The sequence below is a fragment of the Brevibacillus sp. BD137 genome, assembly GCF_041644655.1.
Classification (GTDB): Bacteria; Bacillota; Bacilli; order Brevibacillales; family Brevibacillaceae; genus Brevibacillus; species Brevibacillus brevis_D.
Genome location: NZ_JAOTNO010000002.1, coordinates 290,919 through 314,137, shown reverse-complemented (window position 1 = coordinate 314,137; position 23,219 = coordinate 290,919). Strand labels below are relative to the sequence as shown.

Here is a 23,219-nt window from a genome sequence, read left to right as displayed (position 1 = left end):
ATTCATTACTTGTCTTGGATGAGATCAAGTAGGTCGGCAATCTCTTCATCATCCCAACCGAATTCGGACAGATCACTTGTTGTTGATGTTGCGGTCGTTTCCGTCTGACCTAGCTCGATCAATTGTCGTAGCGCATTTACATAGTATTCCGCTAAATCTTTGACAGTTTCTTTGCGATAAATCTCTTCACTGAAGGCGATCGTTACAATCAATTGTCCCCCAACCACAGAGCTACCGAAATCCAGTAGGTGCTGGCGTTCTGAGTTGCGATTGAAGTTGTCGCCTCTTGCTTCATTTGCAAAGCCAAACAGGGATTCTGTGTCATCAACTGACTGATCAAGCTGACCGAGATAGTTGAAGCTAATCTCCGCTTTTGGCAAAGACTTGAACGTTTCCGTCATTTCCTCATTCAGGTAACGGAGAACGCCATAGCCGATCCCCTTGTTCGGAATGCTACGCAGCTGTTCTTTGGTCGTTTGTAGCGCTTCTTTGAGCGAGGTAGTTTCCCTTGTATCCAAGAGGATGGTATACATGCTCGTGAACCACCCCAAGGTACGGGAAAGATCGACATCATCGAAAAGCTCTTCACGTCCGTGCCCTTCCAAATGGACGAGGGAGGTTTGATTTCCGGTCCAAACGAAGATCGCTTCTGCCAATGCAGTGAGCAAGACGTCATTGATCTGCGTTTGGTAGATCGAAGGCAATTCCTGTAAGAGCACTTTGGTTTCTTCCTGCGTAAGGGCAACAGAAACCATCTTGGCAGTAAGCTCTCGGTTCTTTCCGTTCTCATAATCTTTTGGCAGAGTGTTTACTTCTGTATCGAGGCTACTTAACCAATAATCGGCTTCCTCTCGCAGGCTGTCTGATTGTGCGTACTCCGTCAATTTTTCAGCCCAATACTTGTAGGAGCTGGTTTTTGGCGGTAGTTGCACCTGTTTGCCTTGTAGCAGTTGAGTGCTGGCCTTATTCAAGTCCTCCGTGATGATGCGCCAAGACACACCATCGACTGCCAAGTGGTGAATGACGATAAGCAAGCGGCCTTCCTGTTCACTGCCCAAATCGAAGTAGACGGCACGGAGCAACGGACCTTCCGAGAGATGCAGGCTTGCCTGAGCTTCCTCAGAGATTTCCCCGATTCGCTTGACTTGCTCTTCATACGGCAAATGGCCCAATTCCTCTACGGTAAATGGAATGATATCTGTCCATTCCTCGTTGATTTGCTTCCATTTTCCATCCTGATGGTAGAAACGGAGGCGGAGGGCATCATGATGTCCGAGCAAGTGATAGAAAGCTTGTCTCAAAATTTCTGGATCGATCGGTTTGACAGTTAAAAGGACAGATTGGTTCCAGTGGTTGCGGTCTGCCAATTTTTGCTCGAAGAACCAGCGTTGAATCGGCAGGAGTGGCACTTCCCCAGTGACAATGCCTTGTTCGGCGAAAATGTTAACCGACTCCCCGAGCGCTTGTGTCAACTCGGCAATCGACTGATTTTCGAACAAAAGCTTCGGTGACAAGCGAATTCCAGATTGGGCTGCGCGCGCCACGATCTGAATGCTCAGAATCGAATCACCACCGAGTTCGAAGAAGTTATCGTGAATTCCGACTTGCTCTACTCCCAGAACCTTTTTCCATATTTCTGCCAATACTCGCTCAACAAACGTCTCCGGAGCAACGAATTCTCCATTACTCACTCTGTACTCCGGTATAGGTAATGCACGACGGTCTACTTTGCCATTTGGAGTGAGTGGCAGAGCATCCATGATTACGAATGCGGACGGCACCATGTACTCCGGCAATATTTCTTTCAGGTAGCTGTCGTAGTTGCCCGCTTGGTCCTCTACCCCTTCTTCTAGCACGACATACGCGGCCAGTCGTTTCACACCTGGCATGTCTTCACGGGCAAGGACGATCGTTTCTTTGACAGAAGGGTGCGTGTACAGGGCGGTTTCAATCTCGCCCAACTCGACACGGAACCCACGGATACTCACCTGATCGTCGGCACGACCGATAAACTCGATGTTGCCGTCCGGCAGGTACCGGACAAGATCTCCTGTGCGGTACATTTTTGCCCCTCGAATGTGCGCGAACGGATTTTCGACAAAGCGTTCTTGGGTCAGATCAGGACGTTTTAGATACCCGCGAGCTAAGCTGTTCCCTGCAATGTACAGTTCGCCTGCAACACCGATCGGCACAGGTTGCAGCTTTGCATCAAGAACGTATACTTGCACATTGTCGATTGGGCGTCCGATTGTTGGGGCTGCGATCTGACCAGCTTGTACAGGAACGATGCCGGCTGTAGCTACAACGGCATTTTCCGTTGGCCCATACTGATTGACCAATGTAAATGGCAGTTGTGCCGATGGATAGTGATGCAGTTTGTCACCACCTGTTAGCATGTAGCGCAAATCTGCATCGGACGGCCATTCAATCGATAGCAAGCTCTCTGCTAATGGCGTTGGCAGGAAGCTGATTGTGATTCTTGAGTCGACGAGCCAATCACGCAGTTTTTCCGGTACCAGACGAATCTCTTCCTGTGGCAGATACAGTGTGGCTCCTGCCGTCAGATAAGGCCAGATTTCCCAGACAGCGGCATCGAATGCAGTTCCGGCGATTTGTGATGCTCTATCTTCTGGCGTGACGTTGTAAGCGTTCTGGTGCCAATTGATGAGATTCAATAGAGCGCGTTGCTCGATTTCCACTCCTTTTGGTGTTCCGGTAGAACCAGAGGTGTAAATGACATAAGCGAGATTGTTCGTTGTCGTCGTGATTTCGGGTGATTCCATGCTCTCACTGGCAATCAAATCCCAATCGATATCGAGACAAATAAACGTTGCATCACCTGTTGGCAATGCTTCCAGCAAGCGTTCTTGGGTCAAGACGATCGGCATGTTCGTGTCATCCATCATGAAGGCAAGGCGTTCCTTTGGATAAGATGGATCCATCGGAACAAACGCACCGCCTGCTTTGAGAATCCCTAATTGGCCGATCAGCATCTCGACGGAACGTTCGACACAAATACCAACGAGAGTCTCTGACGTAATCCCCTGTTGTTGTAAGTAGTTCGCCAGTTGATTCGCTTTCGAATCCAGCTCTGCGTAGGTGAGCGAGCCTTCCTTGGAAACGACTGCCAGCTGATTCGGCATTTTCCTTGTCATTTCGGCGACTAGCTCATGTACTGTCTTTTCATACGTGTAAGTTGCAGCTGTGTTGTTCCACCCAAGTATCAGCTGTTCACGTTCATCCGGACGCAGCAATGGTAGCGCCATGATCGATCGATCAGGTTGGGCGACGATTCCCTCTAGTACATGATGGAAATGATTCACCATTCGCTCCATCGTTGTTTGGTCGAACAAATCTGTATTGTAATCAAACGTAGCGATCATGCCGTTTGGCGTTTCTGCCATAGTCAAGCTGATGTCGTATTTAGACATCACTTGTTGGTTTTGGCTTTCAAACGGTGCAATCTGAATGCCCTCCAGTTCATGCGTCTGCATGTTGAAGTTTTGCAGAGCGAACATGACTTGGTAGAGTGGCGAATAGCTTAGGCTACGTTCCAACTCCAGCTCATCTATTAACTTTTCAAAGGGCAGGTCTTGATGGGTATAGGCTTCCAGTGCAGACTCGCGCACTCTTGCAAGTAGTTCACGGAAGGTTGGAGCGCCAGACATATCGGTTCTCATCGCCAACGTGTTGATGAAGAAGCCAATTAATGACTCCGTTTCTTGTCTATTGCGTCCAGCAACCGGACTACCGACGATAATGTCGTCTTGACCGCTGTAACGATGAAGCAGGATTTGGAAAGCAGCGAGCAAGGTCATAAAGAGCGTGGCGCCCTCTTGTCTGCTGAGTGCGTGTAATTTTTCCACAAGCTCCGTTGGGAAGCTCGTCGTGTGTAAGGCTCCATTATAGGTCTGAACCGGTGGACGCGGACGGTCTGTCGGTAGGGCCAATAGCGGCTCACTACCACTCAGTTTTGCTTTCCAGTATGCGAGTTGTTGCTCCAACGCCTCACCTTGTAACCATTCACGCTGCCAAGCTGCAAAGTCTGCATACTGTAGTGGCATGTCCGTGAGTTGTGGCGTCTCTTCCTTGCAAAGCGCTTCATAGATCGTAACCAGCTCTCGTATGAAAATGTTCATCGACCAGCCGTCAGATACTATATGGTGCATATTTAGCAGGAAGACAAAATTCTCTTCGCCAATCTGGATGATCGTGGCCCGCAGTAACGGTCCTGTACGTAGGTCAAATGGCTTGGCTGCCTCTTCTCTCTCCAGGCGATGTACCTGGGTGTCACGCTCTTCTTCTGGTAGCTCACGCAAATCAATCTTGCCCATGCTCCACGCGATTTCTGGATGAATGACTTGTATCGCTTCCCCGTTGATGTCAGTGAAGGTTGTTCGCAAGCTCTCGTGTCGCTCGATAATCATCTGCAGACTGCGTTCCCATGCATGAATGTTGAGGTGTCCTTGCATCCGCATGGCAGACGGGATGTTGTACAAGGCGCTGTCTGGCATTAAGCGATCCAAGAACCACAAGCGTTGCTGTGCAAAGGAGAGCGGTAGATGCTGGTCGCGAGAAACGGGTGCGAGTGGAATGCTGGCAACATTCGATTTGGCTTCCAGTAGACCTGTTAACTTTTCGCTCATTTGTGCCACGCTAGGGTTTTCGAACAAGGCACGGAGCGGTACTTCCACACCAAATGCTTCTTTTAAGCGGGAAACGGTTTGGGTAGCCAAGAGCGAATGTCCACCCAGTTGAAAGAAGTCATCGTGGATTCCTATTCCCTCAACGGAAAGAACCTGCGACCAAATATGGGCAACGATTTCCTCGGTTGGTGTACGTGGTGCCACATATTCCTTCTCTGTCTCCCCTTGTCCCCAATCCGGTACTGGAAGAGCGCGGCGATTTACTTTCCCGTTGACCGTGAGTGGAATCTCTGCCATCCATACGTAACCTGAAGGAACCATGTATTCGGGTAGGGTCTCTTTCAGGTAGTGGATAAGCTCAGCATCACCCGGTTGTTGTTCGTTTGCTGCAACGAGGTAAGCCGCCAAACGCTTGTCTCCTTCTCGATCCTCACGCGCAATAACGACGACATTCTGAACGGCTGGATGCTGTCTGAGTCTATTCTCGATTTCGCCAAGCTCGATTCGATAACCGCGAATTTTGACTTGATCGTCAATTCGTCCGAGGAATTCGAGCTGCCCGTCTTCCGTATAGCGAACCAGGTCGCCAGTCCGGTAGAGGCGTTCCCCTTCCTTGCCAAACGGATGATGGATAAAGCGTTCTTCCGTAAGCTCAGGACGATTCCAGTACCCTCTGGCTATTCCTTTTCCGCCGATGTATAGCTCTCCTGGTACACCTATTGCCACAGGTTGCAGATATGCATCCAGTACATACACTTCCACATTGGCGATAGGTCGGCCGATTGTTGGATTTTGTCCGTTATTCTCACAACGTGTGAGAGTAGCAGTGACGGTTGTTTCCGTTGGTCCGTAGCAGTTAAAGAACTGGCGTTCCGTGGCATGACGGGCAACAAGCTCACGACTTAACGCTTCTCCACCGACAATCAGCGTCTTCAGGTCTGGCAAATCCGCTTGTGGCAAGGCCGATACGACAGAGGAAGCCATTGTCACGGTCGTGATGCGCTGTTCCTGTAGGACTTGGATCAATTCCGGACCAGGTAAAAGTAATTCACGATCCTCCATGACGAGTGTGGCACCAGCCAGCAGGGTCATAGCGATCTCGGAGACTGAAACATCAAAGCTAAAGGATGTGAATTGCAAAACCCGGCTCGTCGGTTCGATTTGGAACGAATGAATCAGGGCATGGGTCAAATTGATAACGGAATGGTGCTCGACCATTACCCCTTTCGGCAATCCGGTTGATCCAGACGTATAGATGACGTAAGCGAGATGATGCTCATTGACGCTGCTAACCACGTTTGTGGTAGGCTCATCAGCCAGTTCATTGCTATCGAGGCAAATGACCTGTTTAGAAGGAACTGGTAGCATGTCTTTCAGCGATTCTTGCGTCAACAAAATGTTCGCTTGCGAATCTTCGATCATGTAGGCAATGCGATCTTGCGGATGCGCCGGATCAATAGGTACATAAGCAGCACCAGCTTTCATTACGCCGAGGAATGCGATGATCATCTCGAAAGAACGTTCGACGCAAATACCAACTAGCTTATCCGGTTGTGCACCCGATGCAATCAGCCTGTGTGCCAACTGGTTTGCACGGTTGTTCAGCTCAGCATAAGTCAGCTCCATCTTCTTGTAGACGAGTGCAATCGCATCAGGTGTCTTTTCTACTTGTCTCTCAAATGCCTGATGGATGCAAAGCTGCGCCGGATAATCCACGCGCGTGTCATTCCATTCGACTACTACCTGCTGGAGCTCGCTTTCACTAATCATCGACACCTCTGCGAGGCACTGTTCAGGTTTTGCCATCATGGATTCGAGCAAGTAAGACATCTGGTGCAGAACACGCTCAATATTTTCAGATGCGAATCGGCTCTGGTCGTATTTGATCTTGAGGATGAACTCTTTACCCGGACCGCAGACGACGGTGATTGGATAATTCGTTTGTTCCATCGTCTCCACGTCAGATAATTGCAGCTGATTCTGTTCAGCTTTTACCGATTCACCAATCGGGTAGTTCTCGAAAATGAAGATGCTCTCGAACAGGGCAGTATTACGCGCCATTTCACTCCAGCCTTGGATGTCAACCAATGGCGTGTACTCAAACTGGCGAAGCTCCACTTGATGTTCTTGAATCTCACGTAGCCATTCCCGCACCGATTTGTTCGCATCGATCCAAACCCGAATCGGCAGGGTGTTGATGAAGAGACCTACCATGCCCTCTACCGTAGGCAGATCAGCTGGACGACCGGAAACGGTTGCACCGAAGACGACATCATCCGTTGCGCTGTATCGGCTCAGGATGAGAGCCCATGCTCCTTGGACAAGCGTATTTAAGGTCAACTGATGTGTACGGACAAAGGCTTGCAAACGTGAAGTCATCTCTGCCGATAAGCGAATTTCTTTCTCTTCGTACACTTTCGGCATATGATCCCTGCCGCCTGAGTGGTTACTCATCGCTAATGGTGTCGACTCATGGAATCCTTTAAGCTGTTCGCGCCAAAAATGTTCGGCAGTACGCAAGTCTTGGCGCTGTACCCAATCAATGTACGCAGAGAATGGCTGGACGAAGCTGTACGAAACCTCTTTGCCTTCTGCTATGGACGAATAAGCACTAAACCAGTCTTTTAGTACAATCGGGACGCTCCAGCCATCAAGCAGTACGTGATGGAAGCTCCAGGTGAAGCGATAGATTCCCTCACGCAAGTGGAACAGCGTCCAACGCATGAGTGGTGGTGACGCAATCTCGAAATTTCGTCTACGGTCAGCTTCTAGATAGTTAGCCAGTTCCGTTTTTTGCTGCTCCGTTGTCAAATGACGAAGATCGACTTTTTCTACAGCTGCTTTTACTTGTTTGCGTACAATTTGATGAGCCTCTAAACCTTCCCAAACAAAGTAGGTACGTAGAATTGGATGGCGATCCACTACTTTTTGCCACGCCTGTTCAAACGCTTCGACGTGCAAGCCCTCCATCGTCATGGCGAAGTGAACAATATAGTCTCCCCCCTCCTGCTCGTACAGGGAGTGGAACAGCATGCCACCTTGCAATGGACTGAGTGGATAGACGTTTTCGATCAGGCGATCCTGTCCCAGATGCTTGTCGATAGCCCGTTGATCCATTCGCGCAAGTGGGAAGTCAGATGGCGTATAGCCGCCTGCTTCTTCAGACTGGCAGTGTGCAATGATTTCGCGCAAAGCTTCCAGATAGTTGCAAGCAAGCTCTTGAATCGTGCTTTCCTCGTGAATGTTTTCGCTATAGATCCACGTAACATGGAGTTGTTCCCCGGTTATGACACTGTTTACATCAATCAGGTGCTGGCGTATTGACTCTTTCCCCAGATTGGAGCCTCTTGATTCTTGCGCCATGCCAAATCTCGATTCGGCTTGAACCATCTGATCAAACTGTCCAAGGTAGTTGAAGCTGATTTCTGGCTTCGGCTTTTCACTTAGACGTTTTTTCAACTCCTCATCCTGACTGAGGTATTGAAGGATGCCGTAGCCGACACCTTTTGTTGGAATGCGACGAAGCTGTTCCTTGACCGCTTTCAAAGCGTCACCCCACGGCTTCGACGGATCAATTGAAAGCTGTACCGGGTACATACTCGTAAACCAGCCGACGGTACGGGATAAGTCTGCTCCTTCGATAATTTCCTCGCGTCCGTGCCCTTCCAGATGAACGGCTACCCTCTTTTCACCTGTCCAACGATTCATTGCTTTGGTTAAAGCGGTAAGCAATACATCATTGATTTGTAGACGGTAAGGCGAAAGCGTATCCTGCAACAACGCTCGAGTTTCTTCAATAGTAAGCGCAAAACTGACTTGCTTGGAGGTTGCATCTGTGTTTTGGCTTGACTCGAAAGCACGGTCAATGGGAAGTGGACTCACTTCATCACTTTGGCCCAGCCAGAAAGCTTTTTCCGGCTCGATCACTTCGGAATTCGCATAGGATTGCAATTGCTCTGCCCACGACTTGAATGAAGTCGTTTTCGCTGGGAATTGTACCGGCTCATTGTTTACCAGTTGCTCGTAAGCAGCTTGCAGATCCTCTAGCAAAATGCGCCAGGACACACCGTCAATCACCAGATGGTGGGCAACAATCAGCAGACGGCCAGGTAGGTCCGCTCCAAGATGGAAGTATACGGCTTGGAAAACGGGTCCCTCACTTACATGTAAACTTGATTGCACCTCGTTTGCGATTTGCTCCAGACGATTGGCCTGTTCTTCTTCTAGAACAGCGGACAGGTCCACGCTATGGAATGGAATGGTCTCAGGAAGTCCCTCCATATGTTGGGTCCAGCCTTGCTCCGTATGGGTATAACGCATACGTAATGCGTCATGATGCGTGAGCAGGCTCTCGATGACACGCTCTAGAACGGTCGGGTCAACGGGTTGTTGCACCGTCAAAAGCAGGGATTGGTTCCAATGATGGATCGACGGCTGTTCAGTCGTGAAGAACCACGATTGAATTGGCGTGAGCGGTACCTCTCCCGTCAAGATTCCTTGTTCTGCTTGGACTTTTCCTGTTTGTATGCCGTCAGTCGTTGTCACGACACTTGCCAGTTCCGCGATGGTTTGATTTCTCAAGAGCTGTTTCGGTGTCAAACGAATTCCAGCCTGATTGGCTCGAGAAACAATTTGGATACTCAAAATGGAGTCTCCACCAAGCTCGAAAAAGTTGTCATAGATACCAACATTGTCAATGCTTAGGACTTTTTTCCATATATCTGCAAGCGTAGCCTCAATAGCAGTTGTCGGAGCAGCAAAACTGCCTTCTGTATCATTGTGTAAGAAATCAGGTACAGGCAATGCCTGTCGGTCTACCTTACCGTTTGGCGTCAGCGGCAGGTTATCCATGACGACAAATGCAGCTGGTACCATGTACTCAGGAAGCTTTTCCTTTAGATAGCTACGGAATTCACTTGCTTGAATCTCTTGTCTCTCTCTGAGTACGACGTAGGCAGCGAGTCGTTTTACGCCCGGAATATCCTCACGTACGAGGACGATGGTTTCTTTTACCGCCGGATGTGTGTACAGAGCGGTTTCAATTTCACCCAGTTCGACCCGGAATCCTCGAATGCTCACCTGATCGTCTGCGCGACCAATGAAATCTATGCTTCCATCTGGCAGGTAACGAACCAGGTCTCCTGTTCGGTACATGCGTGCTCCCGGTTTTTGTGAGTATGGATTGGCTACGAACCGCTCTTTGGTTAGATCAGGGCGCTTCAGATAGCCCCGTGCCAAGCTGTCTCCCGCGATATAGAGCTCTCCAGGTACACCAATCGGCACAGGATTTCGCTTTTCATCCAGGACGTATACCTGCACATTGTCTATTGGACGTCCGATTGATGGTGCGAAAACATGAGCAGCTTCTGGTGGAACGGCGCCTGCTGTGGCAACAACCGCGTTTTCGGTTGGACCGTATTGGTTTACAAGAGTAAAAGGCATCGTTGCTGGTGGGTAATCGTGTAGCTTGTCGCCCCCTGTGAGCATATACCGCAGCTTCGTGTCGATAGGCCATTCCAAGGTAAGCAGCCTTTCCGCCAAAGGCGTTGGCAAAAAGCTAATCGTAATACCCGATGCAACAAGCCAATCTCTTAGTTCCTCTGGCACCAGACGAATATCTTCTGATGGGAGATAAAGTGTTGCTCCCTTTGTCAGGTATGGCCATATTTCCCAAACAGATGCATCAAAGGCTGTCCCTGCGATTTGTGAAGCTCGATCATTTGAATCTACGCTGTACGACCGCTGGTGCCAGCAAATCAGATTTAACAAGGCGGCATGTTCGATCTCTACCCCTTTTGGCGTTCCAGTAGAGCCAGACGTATAGATGACATACGCCAGATTCTCTGTTGTCATTGCCACGATCGGTTCCTCGCTGCTCTCTTCCGAAATGATAGGCCAATCACGATCCAAGCAGATGAATGATGCTGTTCCTTCTGGCAATCGCCCTAACAGTCGTTCTTGAGTTATTACAACTGGCATATTGGCATCTTTCATCATGAAAGCAAGACGCTCTTGTGGATACGCTGTGTCCATTGGGACATAAGCACCGCCAGCTTTGAGGATTCCCAGTTGGCCGATGAGCATATCGATGGAACGTTCTACGCAGATACCGACAAGTGTTTCGGAGGATACTCCCTGTTTTTGCAGGTAGTTCGCTACCTGATTCGCTTTGGCATCCAGTTCTGCATAGGTGATCTGCCCTTCTTCGGAAACAACGGCTAATTGATTTGGTAACTCTTGTGCAATTCGTGCAACAATTTCATGCACGCATGTTTCACGTTCAAAAGGTACATTTGTATCATTCCATTGGTGGAGAAGCTGCTCCCTTTCCCTATCGCTCAGGAGAGGGATGGCTGTGACTGGTTGCATCGGATTTGCCAAAATCGCCTCTAGCAATCTCGCGAAATGGTTCCCCATGCGCTCGATTGTTGCTGGATCAAAAAGATCGGTATTGTACTCGAATGTTGCGATTAGTCCATCTGGTGCCTCTACGGTGGTCAAGGTGATGTCAAACTTGGCGCTTACGCCCTCCTGACCTCTGTGGAAAGGCTCGATGCGAATCTGGGACAATTCTTGTACTTCCATCGGGATGTTTTGCAGGACAAACATCACTTGGAACAACGGTGAGTAGCTTAGACTTCGTTCCAGCTCCAGCTCATCTACCAGTTTTTCAAATGGCAGGTCTTGATGCGCATAAGCCTCCAGTGCAGTCTCTCGTACTTTTGCTAGCAAGTCTCGGAAGGTTGGTTCCCCAGACATGTCTGTACGCATTACCAAGGTGTTAATGAAGAAACCAATAAGTGATTCCAGTTCCTGTCTATTTCGTCCTGCGACCGGACTTCCGACGAGGATGTCTTTTTGACCACTGTAGCGATAGAGCAGGGTCTGAAAGGCAGCTAGCAAGGTCATGAATAAGGTTGATCCCTCTTCACGACTAAGCGCTTTTAGATCGGCAAGCAGTTTTTCCGGGAGCCTTATCGTATGCATCGCCCCTTTATGGCTCTGAACGGCAGGGCGTGGACGATCTGTCGGCAATCTCAGAAGGGGTTCTGCATCGCCTAATTGTTTTTTCCAGTACGCCAATTGTTGCTCCAATACTTCACCTTGCAACCAATTGCGTTGCCATGTGGCATAGTCTGCATATTGCAGCGGCATTTCGGCAAGCTGTGGGGTTTCTCCAGCAGTTAACGCTTCATAGATGGAGACTAACTCACCCATGAATACACTCATGGACCAGCCATCCGCAATAATGTGGTGTAAATTGAGCAAAAATACATACGCTTGTTCATCCATGCAAATCAGTTTTGCTCGCAATAACGGCCCATGATTCAGATGAAACGAATGTTCAGCATCTTCTATGGCGAGACGCAATACTTCGGCTTCTCGCTCCTCTTCGTTCCAGTCCCGTAAGTCGATTTGTTCCATGTTCCACTCAATCTGCGGGTGAATGACTTGAACGGCTTCCCCATTGCTATCGGAGAAAGTTGTACGCAAGCTCTCATGACGTTGGATGATCTGCTTCAGACTGCGTTCCCACGCCTCGACGTCCAGCTCACCCATCAGTCGAACAGCAGTTGGGATGTTGTAGACGGAACTGTCTGGCAACAGCTTGTCCAAGAACCACAAACGTTGTTGTGCAAACGAGAGCGGCAAGTGTTCCTCACGCGGCACGGGCAGGAGCGGGATGTCAGTGAGACCGGCTTCCCCTTGTAACAATGCCGTTATTTTTTCGCTAATCGCTGCCGTTGTCGGATAATCAAACAGCGTACGAAGCGGCATGTTTACGCCAAAAGCTTGACGCATACGGGAAATCGCTTGGGTAGCTAAGAGGGAATGTCCCCCTCGTGCAAAGAAATCGTCGTGAATTCCGACTTGCTCAACAGAAAGCACCTGTGTCCAAATGTTCGCCACTATTTCTTCTGTTGGTGTGCGAGGTGCGACATACTCCTGTTGTGTGGTCAAAAGTCCCCAATCCGGTGTGGGCAGTGCCCGGTGGTCTACCTTTCCGTTGACCGTAAGCGGAATCGCCTCCATCCAGACCATGCCTGCTGGAATCATGTAATCTGGCAATGTTTCTTTCAGATAGAGAGCGATCTCCTCTGTAGCTGGCTTCTCTTCACCCATTGCAATCAGATAAGCGGCCAAACGATTGTCTCGTACGGTAATGACAGCTTCCCGAATCGCATCGTGCTTTCGCAATGCGTTCTCGATTTCACCTAATTCAATGCGGAAGCCGCGAATTTTCACCTGATTATCGATACGACCGAGGAATTCAAGGTTACCGTCTTGCAGATAGCGCACCTGATCGCCTGTACGATAAAGACGTTCGCCTTCCGCTCCAAACGAATGAGTGACAAAGCGTTCCGCTGTAAGCTCTGGACGATTCCAATAACCGCGTGCCAAGCCTTTTCCACCAATGTACAGCTCACCTGGTACGCCAATAGGGACAGGCTTCAGATTGGCATCTAATACGTAGATGGTCGCGTTGGCGATAGGACGGCCAATTGGTGTGTTTGCCAGATTCGTATCCATAAGCATCAGCGTGGTGCAAACGGTTGCCTCTGTCGGACCGTAGCAATTGAAAAATTGACGATGATTTGCATAGCGAGTGATGAGCTCATAGCTTGGTGCTTCGCCACCGATCACGAGTGTCTTCAGATCAGGTAGGTCGGCGTCTGGTAATGCCGCAAGTACAGCGGGCACTGTCATCACAGTCGTGATTTGTTTTTCTTGCAAAACCGTGATGAGTTCAGGACCTGGCATGAGCATTTCCCGATCCTCAATGACTAGGGTCGCACCTGAAATCAAAGCCATGACGATCTCAGCGACAGATACGTCGAAGCTGAACGAACATAACTGCAAGACGCGGCTAGACGGCTGGACTTGGAACAACTCGATGAGGTAATGAGCCATATTCATCGCACTATGGTGTTCGACCATCACGCCTTTGGGCAACCCAGTGGAACCAGATGTGTAAATAACATAGGCAAGATTTTGTTCGGTAACCCCGCACATCACATCATGAACAGGTTCATTCTCTAGCGCATTACTATCCAGGCAAATTACCTGAGCCTTCGTTGTAAGCAATTGGTTTGCCAGAGATTGCTGGGTCAACACGATGTTAGCCTGCGAATCCTCGATCATGTAGGCAATACGCTCTAGCGGATGTGCCGGATCAATTGGAACATAGGCGGCACCTGCTTTCATCACACCGAGAATCCCGACGATCATCTCAGGAGAGCGCTCGATGCAAATCCCGACGAGTGTATCTGGTTTCACGCCTTGGGCAAGGAGATGATGCGCCAATTGGTTCGCTCGCTGATTCAGCTCGGCATACGTCATTTCCATCTCTTTGTACATGAGTCCGATCGCATCTGGCGTCTTTTGTACCTGTTGTTCAAATGCTTGATGAATGCAAAGCCCGGTTGGATAATCGACCTTCGTATCGTTCCACTCGACCAAAACCTGCTCTTGCTCGCTTTCGCTGATCATGCGCACATTAGCAAGAGGTTGATCAGGATTTGCTATCATCGATTGGAGCAGAAGAGTCATTTGCTCTAGCACTCGCTCGATCCGTACATGATCGAATCGGTTTTGATCAAAAACGATTTTGAGGACAAATTCTTTGCCAGGCCCACATACTACGGTAAGTGGATAGTTTGTTTGCTCCGCAGAGTCTACATCAGAAATTTGAATACTGCTGTCCGCTTCTTTCACAGACTCGTCGATCGGGTAGTTCTCAAAGATAAAAATACTTTCGAACAGAGAGGTGTTGCGCTCGAATTCGCTCCAGCTCTGGATGTCAACCAGCGGCGTGTACTCATATTGGCGAATCTCCAATTGCATTTCCTGCAATTCGCGCAGCCATACCCGAACGGTTTTGCTTGGATCGATTGTGATTCGAACCGGGAGCGTATTAATGAACAGACCCACCATATTTTCTACGCCAGGCAAATCGGCTGGACGTCCTGAACCAGTTGCCCCGAATACGACATCTGCTTCCCCACTGTAAGCTCCAAGGATCATGCCCCACGCACTTTGTATAAAGGTATTCAGCGTTACCTGATGCTGGCGGGCAAAGGTTTGCAGCTGTTCGGTAAACTCGGCTGAGAATCGGATAAAGCGCTCGTCGTAGGTTTTTGGTTCTCCCATGGATTGGTGAGCTTGTCCGAGATTGATTTGTGTCGGCCCGTATATCCCCTTCAAATGGTTGCGCCAGAAATGTTCCGCAACTTGCAGGTCTTGGCGCTGAATCCACGCAACATACTGGGAAAATGGCTGTACAGCCCCAAGCTGAATGTCTTTTCCATCTGCCAGCGCTAGATAAGCGGCAAACCAGTCTTTTAAGACGAGCGGCAAGCTCCAGCCGTCCAGTAATACGTGGTGGAAGCTCCAGATAAAGCGATACGCTTCGTTGCTAATCCTAAACAAATTCAAACGCATGAGAGGTGGTTCTGTAGTGGAGAAGTTCCGCTTGCGATCCTCTTCCAAAAATGCGTCTAGCGCAGCTTTCTGTTTATCCGTCGATAAATGTCGCAGATCTCTTTCATCAACTGTCACCCGTACGTGCTTGCGAACAATTTGATGCGGATTGACTACCCCATCCCAGATAAAGGAGGTACGCAGAATGGAATGACGATCGATGACTTTTTGCCATGCTTGCTGGAGTGCATCGACGTGCAAATGATGAATCGTCATGGAGAACTGAACCACATAGTCTCCGCCCTCTTGCTCGTACAGGGAATGGAAAAGCATGCCTTCCTGCAACGGCGTCAGTGGATAGATGTTCTCGATGGAACGATCTTTACCCACATACGTGTCGATTGTACGCTGATCCAAACGAGATAACGGGAAATCAGAAGGAGTATAGCCCCCAGCTTCTTCAGAGCGGCAATGTGCCATAATCTCACGTAAGGCGTCCATATAATCACGAGCAACTGCTTCCACCGTAGTTTTCTCGTGAATGTTTTCGTTGTAAAACCAAGTGACATGCAGTTGTTCTCCGGAAATGACGCTGTTTACATCGATTAAATGCCCGCGAATGGAATCAGGTGCAAGATTCGAGCCTCTCGATTCAGCAGCCATGCCAAATTTAGCATTTGACGAAACGACTTGATCAAACTGGCCGAGGTAGTTGAAGCTGATCTCTGGCTTCATTCGAGACCTCAACTGCTCTTTCCGTTCGTCATCCTGACGTAAGTAGTGCAGGATACCATAGCCAACTCCATTTTGCGGAATGACTCGAAGCTGTTCTTTGACGGCTTTCAGCAGTTCACTCCACGTTTTTGTCTGGTCAAGTGTAAGATGTACAGGATACATACTCGTAAACCAGCCAACGGTGCGGGATAAATCTGCTCCTTCCAAAATATCTTCGCGTCCATGCCCCTCGAGATGGAAAGATAACGTCTGTTTCCCTGTCCAGCGGTGCATTGCTTTTGTTAAGGCAGCGAGTAAGACATCGTTTATTTTCAAGCGGTAAGGAAAAAGTGTCTCCTGCAACAGGGCACGGGTTTCTCCTGCATCTAAAGAGAACGTTACTTGTTTGGTTGTCGCTTCCGTGTTCTGACTCGGTTCATAAAGGTGATCAATCGGGATCGGACTCGCCTCTTGATCTTGTTTGAGCCAGTACTCGTTTTCTTGCTGGATGACTTCTGAATTGGCATACGCGACTAATTGCTCAGCCCACATTTTGAACGAAGTTGTCTTTGCTGGCATTTGTACGTCATGACCACTCGCTATTTGATCATAGGTATGTTGCAAATCCTCCAGCAAAATTCGCCACGATACACCGTCAACAACTAAATGGTGAATGACGAGTAACAGTCGGCCAGCTTGCTCTTCGCCCATGTTGAAGTACACAGCCTGTACGATGGGACCTTCCGTGATATTTAGGCTCGCTTGTACTTCTTGTGAAATTTCCTCCAGCCTAGACCCCTGTTCCTGTTTAGGGAGATGTGAAAGATCCACGCTACGGAATGGAACATTCGCTTCTAGACCTTCCATCATTTGTGTCCACATGCCGTCATGGTGTGAAAAGCGCATACGCAATGCATCATGATGGGCCAGCAGGCTCTCAATTGTTTGCTCCAGGACAACAAGGTCTACTGGTTGCTGAACAGTCAGAAGTACCGACTGATTCCAGTGATGCAGCGACGGTTGATTGGAGTCAAAGAACCAATTTTGGATGGGAGTGAGCGGTACATTTCCAGTAACAGTACCCTGTTCATTTTTCCATGTTGTATCCGTTTCTTGGCTAAAATCAGTAACAACACGTAGCAATTCTGCAATAGTTTGATTCTCAAAAAGTTGCTTAGGTGTGAAGCGAATTCCGGAATGATTGGCTCTCGCAACGATCTGGATACTGAGAATGGAGTCGCCACCCAATTCGAAAAAATTGTCGTAGATGCCGATGTTCGCAACACCCAGCACACTTTTCCAGATTTCCGCCAATTTCACTTCCAGATCCGTTGCAGGTGCTACATAACCGCTATCCGCCTCATTTCGGGAATAGTCAGGGATCGGGAGTGCCCGGCGATCCACTTTACCGTTTGGTGTTAGCGGGAAGTTGTCCATATTCACAAACGCGGATGGGATCATGTACTCAGGCAACCTATCCTTGAGATAAGATCGCATCTCGATGTGAGTAACCTCTTTTTCTTCTGCAAAAACGAGGTAGGCAGCTAAGCGCTTGTCCCCAGGAGTTTCCTCTCTCACCATGAGTACGGACTCTTTTACAGCCGGGTGGCTCTGCAATACGGTCTCGATTTCGCCTAGCTCAATGCGGAAGCCGCGGATTTTTACTTGGTTGTCGATACGTCCGATAAACTCAATCGTGCCATCAGGTAGATAACGAACCAAGTCACCAGTACGGTACAGGCGTGAACCTCCTAGTGGATCAAAAGGATTCTCCACAAAACGCTCTGCGGTTAACTCCGGATTGTTCAAATAGCCTAGAGCGAGACCATCTCCGCCTATATATAATTCTCCTGCTGCACCCAGAGGGACAGGCTGTTGATGTTTGTCCAATACGTACACTGTGGTATTGCTGATCGGTCGGCCGATCGGGAAGGAGTTGACGCCTTCTGGAAGCTCCGTGACGGGATTGCAGCAAGTAAATGTCGTGTTTTCCGTCGGGCCATAGCCGTTAATCACCGTGATCCCGCCAAGTGAAAGTACCTTCCGTACATGGGATGCAGAGACAACATCCCCACCAACAAGTAGTTGGCGCACGCCATTCAAGTACTCCACCTTGTGGTCAACCATGACCGTGAACAGACCAGCCGTCAGCCAAAGTGTCGTCACCTTGTGATTCTGAATCGTCTCTCCCAGTTCATCGAGTGAAGGCTGATGTGGCGGCATCAACACCAGCTTCGCTCCGTTTAACAATGCTCCCCAAATTTCAAAGGTAGCAGCATCAAACGATACGGTAGAGGCTTGCAGGAACACGTCCTCTTCCGTAATGGTCACGTAGTTCGTGTTTTTGATCAGGCGAACAATCCCGCGATGAACGACTAGCACTCCTTTTGGTGTACCTGTCGAACCCGATGTGTAAATGACGTAAGCGAGGCTGTCGGCTGTCATATCTACTTGGGGAGCAAGCGTGCTTTCCTCCGCCCATTGTTCCGCAGCATGGTCGAGATTGAGAATGGTAAGCTCTTGACCCTGCCACTTGTCAGCCAAATGCTCCTGTGTCAATAAAATGGATATCTGGGCATCTGCCAGCATGAAAGCCAAACGTTCTTCTGGATACGCAGGATCGAGTGGCACATACGCTCCACCTGCTTTGAGAATCCCGAGCATACCCACGAGCATATCTAACGAGCGCTCTACGCAAAGCCCGACAAAAGTACCTGTTTCTACTCCTTGCTTTTGCAAGTAGTGGGCAAGCTGATTGGCTTTTTCCTCTAGCTCGGCGTAGGTCAACTGCTCTTCTCCCGCAACAACAGCGATACGATCTGGGTATTGGGCCGCTGTTTCGGCAAACAATTGTGGAACGGTTTTTTCCCGAGGGTAGTCGCTCGCGGTGTTGTTAAGCTCTACCACCTGTTTATTTCGTTCGCTCTCACTTAGAAGATCAAGTTTTTCAATCGACTCCTCTGGTTGAGAGATGATTGCCTCAAGCAGATTTTGCAAATGGCCAGTCATTCGCTCGATTGTCAATCTGTCGAACAAATCGGTGCTGTACTCAAAGGAAGCCACGAGTCCGTCTGCCTGCTCTCGCATCGTCAATGTGAGGTCAAACTTGGAGGTCGTCAAATGTCGCTCAGAATCCAATGGTGTGAGCTGAATGCCGGACGTTACTGCATCCTCCAGCGGGAAGTTTTGCAGGACAAACATGACCTGGAACAACTGTGAATAGCTGAGGCTACGCTCTAGCTGTAACTCATCGACTAATTTTTCAAAAGGTAAATCTTGATGTGCATAGGCCTCTAACGCTGTTTCGCGAACGCGTGCCAGTAATTCCGTAAAGGTTACTTCTCCTGTTACGGTGGTTCGGAGTGCCAACGTGTTGACGAAGAAGCCAATCAAATTCTCGGTTTCTTGCCGATTGCGTCCTGCTACCGGACTTCCCACCACAATGTCTTCTTGACCACTATAGCGGTATAGAAGGGTTTGGAAGGCAGCCAGCAACGTCATAAACAAGGTAGAATTGGACTCCTGGCTAAGTACTTTCAATTTGGCAAGCAAGTCCGCAGAAAAGGTCTTGGTGTAAATGGCTCCTTTATAGGATTGCACAGCAGGGCGCGAACGGTCAGTCGGCAGTGCTAGAAGCGGTTCTGCTCCACTTAGTTTTTCTTTCCAATAAGTAACCTGCTGCTCTAAGCGTTCGCCTTCCAGCCATTCACGCTGCCATGAGGCAAAATCCGCATATTGAATCGGCAGCTCTGCTAGCTCTAGTGTTTCTTGTTTACGGAAGGCTTCATAATTGGCAAGCAATTCGCGATAGAAGATGCCCATCGACCAACCATCAGAAATGATATGGTGCATGTTGATCAAGAAGACATATGCGTGATCATCTGCTTGGATCATCGTCGCACGTATCAGCGGTCCTTGTCCGAGGTTAAATGCTCGGGCCGCTTCTGCTTGGGCCAACTGCTCTATCTTTTGTTCTTTCTTTTCATCTGGTAGGTCGCGTAAGTCCAGAATGTCCATTTTCCAGTCGATCTGCGGATGAATCACTTGTATGGATTGTCCGTCTATTTCGTGGAACGTGGTACGCAAGCTTTCGTGACGCAAAATGATCGCCTGTAAACTCTTCTCCCATGCCACTACGTCGAGTTCGCCTTGCAAACGAAGGGCAGATGGGATGTTGTACATCGGACTATCTGGCATGAATTGATCAAAGAACCACAATCGCTGTTGGGCAAAAGACAACGGCAGAATGCTCTGTCTTGAAACAGGCTGAATCGATCCACCAATCGCTTCTTTCTCTCCCAAATGAAGTGCTGCTCCTTGTTCACTCCATGCTGCAATGGTTGGATGTTCAAAAATGGAGCGTACCGTTTGCTCTATTCCAAACGCCTCTCTCAGGCGTGAAATGACTCGTGTCGCCAAAAGTGAATGTCCACCCAGCTCGAAAAAGTTATCGTGAATCCCTACTTTTTCGACTCCGAGCACCTGCGACCAAATGTTGGCAATCAGCTCTTCTACCTGATTGCGCGGCTCCATGTAGCCTTTGTCGGAAGCAGGATTTGTCCATTCCGGTTCCGGTAATTGTTTGCGGTCGATTTTACCATTTGCCGTCAAAGGCATCGCATCCAAGAAAATATAAAATGATGGCCTCATGAATTCTGGCAACTTCGTTTTAGTCCATGCACGTAAATCAGAAGTTTCGAGCGTGTTATCTCCTGAAACGGTAAAATACGCCGTTATATGCTTCTCGCCCGGCTTCATCTCACGGACCATGACCACAACTTCGTTCACAGACGGATGCAAGCTGAGTGCTGCTTCCACCTCACCTAATTCGATGCGGAAGCCACGGATTTTTACTTGGTTGTCGATACGACCGATAAACGCAATCGTGCCATCAGGTAGATAACGAACCAAGTCACCAGTACGGTACAGGCGAGAACTTCCTTGTGGATCAAACGGATTCTCCACAAAACGCTCTGCGGTTAGCTCCGGATTGTTCAAATAGCCAAGAGCGAGACCATCTCCGCCTATATATAATTCACCGGCTGCACCCAGAGGGACAGGTTGTTGATGTTTGTCCAATACGTACACCGTGGTATTGCTGATCGGTCGGCCGATCGGGAAGGAGTTGACGCCTTCTGCAAGCTCCGTGACGGGATTGCAGCAAGTAAACGTCGTGTTTTCCGTCGGACCATAGCCGTTTATCACCGTGATACCGCCCAGTGAAAGTACCTTGCGTACATGGGATGCGGAGACAACATCCCCACCAACAAGTAGCTGGCGCACGCCACGCAAGTACTCCACCTTGTGATCAACCATGACAGTGAACAGGCCAGCCGTCAGCCAAAGTGTCGTCACCTTGTGATTCAGAATCGTCTCTCCCAGTTCATCGAGTGAAGGCTGATGTGGCGGCATCAACACCAGCTTCGCTCCGTTTAATAACGCCCCCCAAATTTCAAAGGTAGCAGCATCAAACGATACGGTAGAGGCTTGTAGGAACACGTCCTCTTCCGTAATGGTCACGTAGTTCGTGTTTTTGATCAGGCGAACAATCCCGCGATGAACGACTAGCACTCCTTTTGGTGTACCTGTCGAACCCGAGGTGTAAATGACGTAGGCGAGGCTGTCGGCTGTCATATCTACTTGGGGAGCAAGTGTGCTTTCTTCCGCCCATTTCTCCCCAGCATGGTCGAGGTTGAGAATGGTAAGCTCTTGTCCTTGCCACTTGTCAGCCAAATGCTCCTGAGTCAATAGAACGGAAATCTGGGCATCTGCCAGCATGAAAGCCAAACGTTCTTCTGGATACGCAGGGTCAAGTGGCACATACGCTCCACCTGCTTTGAGAATCCCGAGCATACCCACGAGCATATCTGACGAACGCTCTACGCAAAGCCCGACGAAAGTACCTGTTTCTACTCCTTGCTTTTGCAAGTAGTGGGCGAGCTGATTGGCTTTTACCTCCAGCTCGCCGTAGGTCAACTGCTCTTCTCCCGCAACGACGGCAATACGATCTGGGTATTGGGCCGCTGTTTCGGCAAACAGTTGGGGAACGGTTTTTTCCCGAGGGTAATCGCTGGTCGTATCGTTTAGCCCGACTAGTAGATGTTGTCTTTCTTCTTGACTGAGAAAAGAGATAGAGGACAGGCGTTGTTTCGGATTCTCGACGATGGTCATTAAAATGGATGCCATTTGGTCAAGTGTCCGTTCGATTGCCGCCTGCTCAAAGCGGTCAGTCCTGTATATCATTTTGATGCTAAACTGCTCGCCCGGAACCCCGACAATCGTGAGCGGGTTATCCACCTCTTGAAAGTGCTGTACATTGGAGATGGAAAAACCGAATTCCTTCTCTTCCCCTTCTCCCAACGGGTAGTTCTCAAAAACGAAAATACTTTCAAACAGTGGTAATCCACGCGGTACATCCGTCCAGCCTTGGATATCCACCAATGGTGAGTATTCATATTGTCGGACTTTTGATTGCTGATCCTGTAACGCTTTGAACCACTGATCCAACGTTTGCTCAGGCTCGACTTTCGTTTTCATCGGCAACGTGTTGATAAACATTCCAACCATCTGTTCTACACCTGGCAGGTCGCTTGGGCGCCCGGAACCGGTTACGCCGTATACCACGCTTTCTTCCCCGCTCAAACGGCTAAGGAGAATGGCCCACGCTCCCTGCACGATGGTGTTGATCGTTACCTTATACGTTCGAGCTAATTTTAAGAGAGCTTTTGAGACTTCATCAGTCAAGGTTCGAGTCGATTCATGAATTCCTTTTTCCTCTTCTGAACCTCCGAAGGGATAAGATTCAAAGGGAAGAGGTGTGGGACTCTCGACGGACGCTAGGAACTCGCGCCAGAATTTTTCAGACTCCTCGTTGTCCTGACGGCGAAGCCAAGAGATATAATCTTTGAATGGCTTTGGCTGTGGAAGTCTCAAGTCCTTGCCTTGGCAGTACGCCTCATAGAAATCGAGGACTTCCTGAAAAAGAATGGGGCTGCTCCATCCATCCAAGAGCAAATGATGAAAGGTCCAGATGAACTGGTGCACATCTTTGGCCTTTTTGATGACCGTCACTCGCATGAGGGGGGCTTCGCTCAAGTCGAAGCCCGCCTCTTTTTCTGTTTGCAAAAACGATGTCAGCATGGTTTTTTGCTCTTCATCAGTGCGATGTGACCAGTCTTCCTGGTGTATGGAAAAAGGAACACTTTCGAAGACCACCTGAAGTGGCTTCTCTACTTCCTCCCAAAGGAATCCAGTACGCAAAATGGAATGTCTTTGAACCACTTTGTTCCAGGCTTTTTCAAAGTTGACGATATCAAGCTCGCCTGTAAGAATGGCAATGTTCTGTACCATATAGGCTGAACCCTCAGAGTACAGCGAATGGAACAACATCCCTTCTTGCAGCGGGGATAAGGTGTATAGATCAGTAAAATCCCCCAT

At 49.2% G+C, this 23,219-nt stretch carries 1 protein-coding gene; it reads right to left on the bottom strand.

All coding sequences use genetic code 11. The annotated features are described in order from the left end of the window. Positions 1 to 5: 5 nt before the first annotated feature. Positions 6 to 23,219 (bottom strand): linear gramicidin non-ribosomal peptide synthetase LgrC, encoded by a 23,214-nt coding sequence (gene lgrC, locus ODZ53_RS04825; protein ID WP_372676145.1) that lies wholly within the window; start codon positions 23,217 to 23,219, stop codon positions 6 to 8.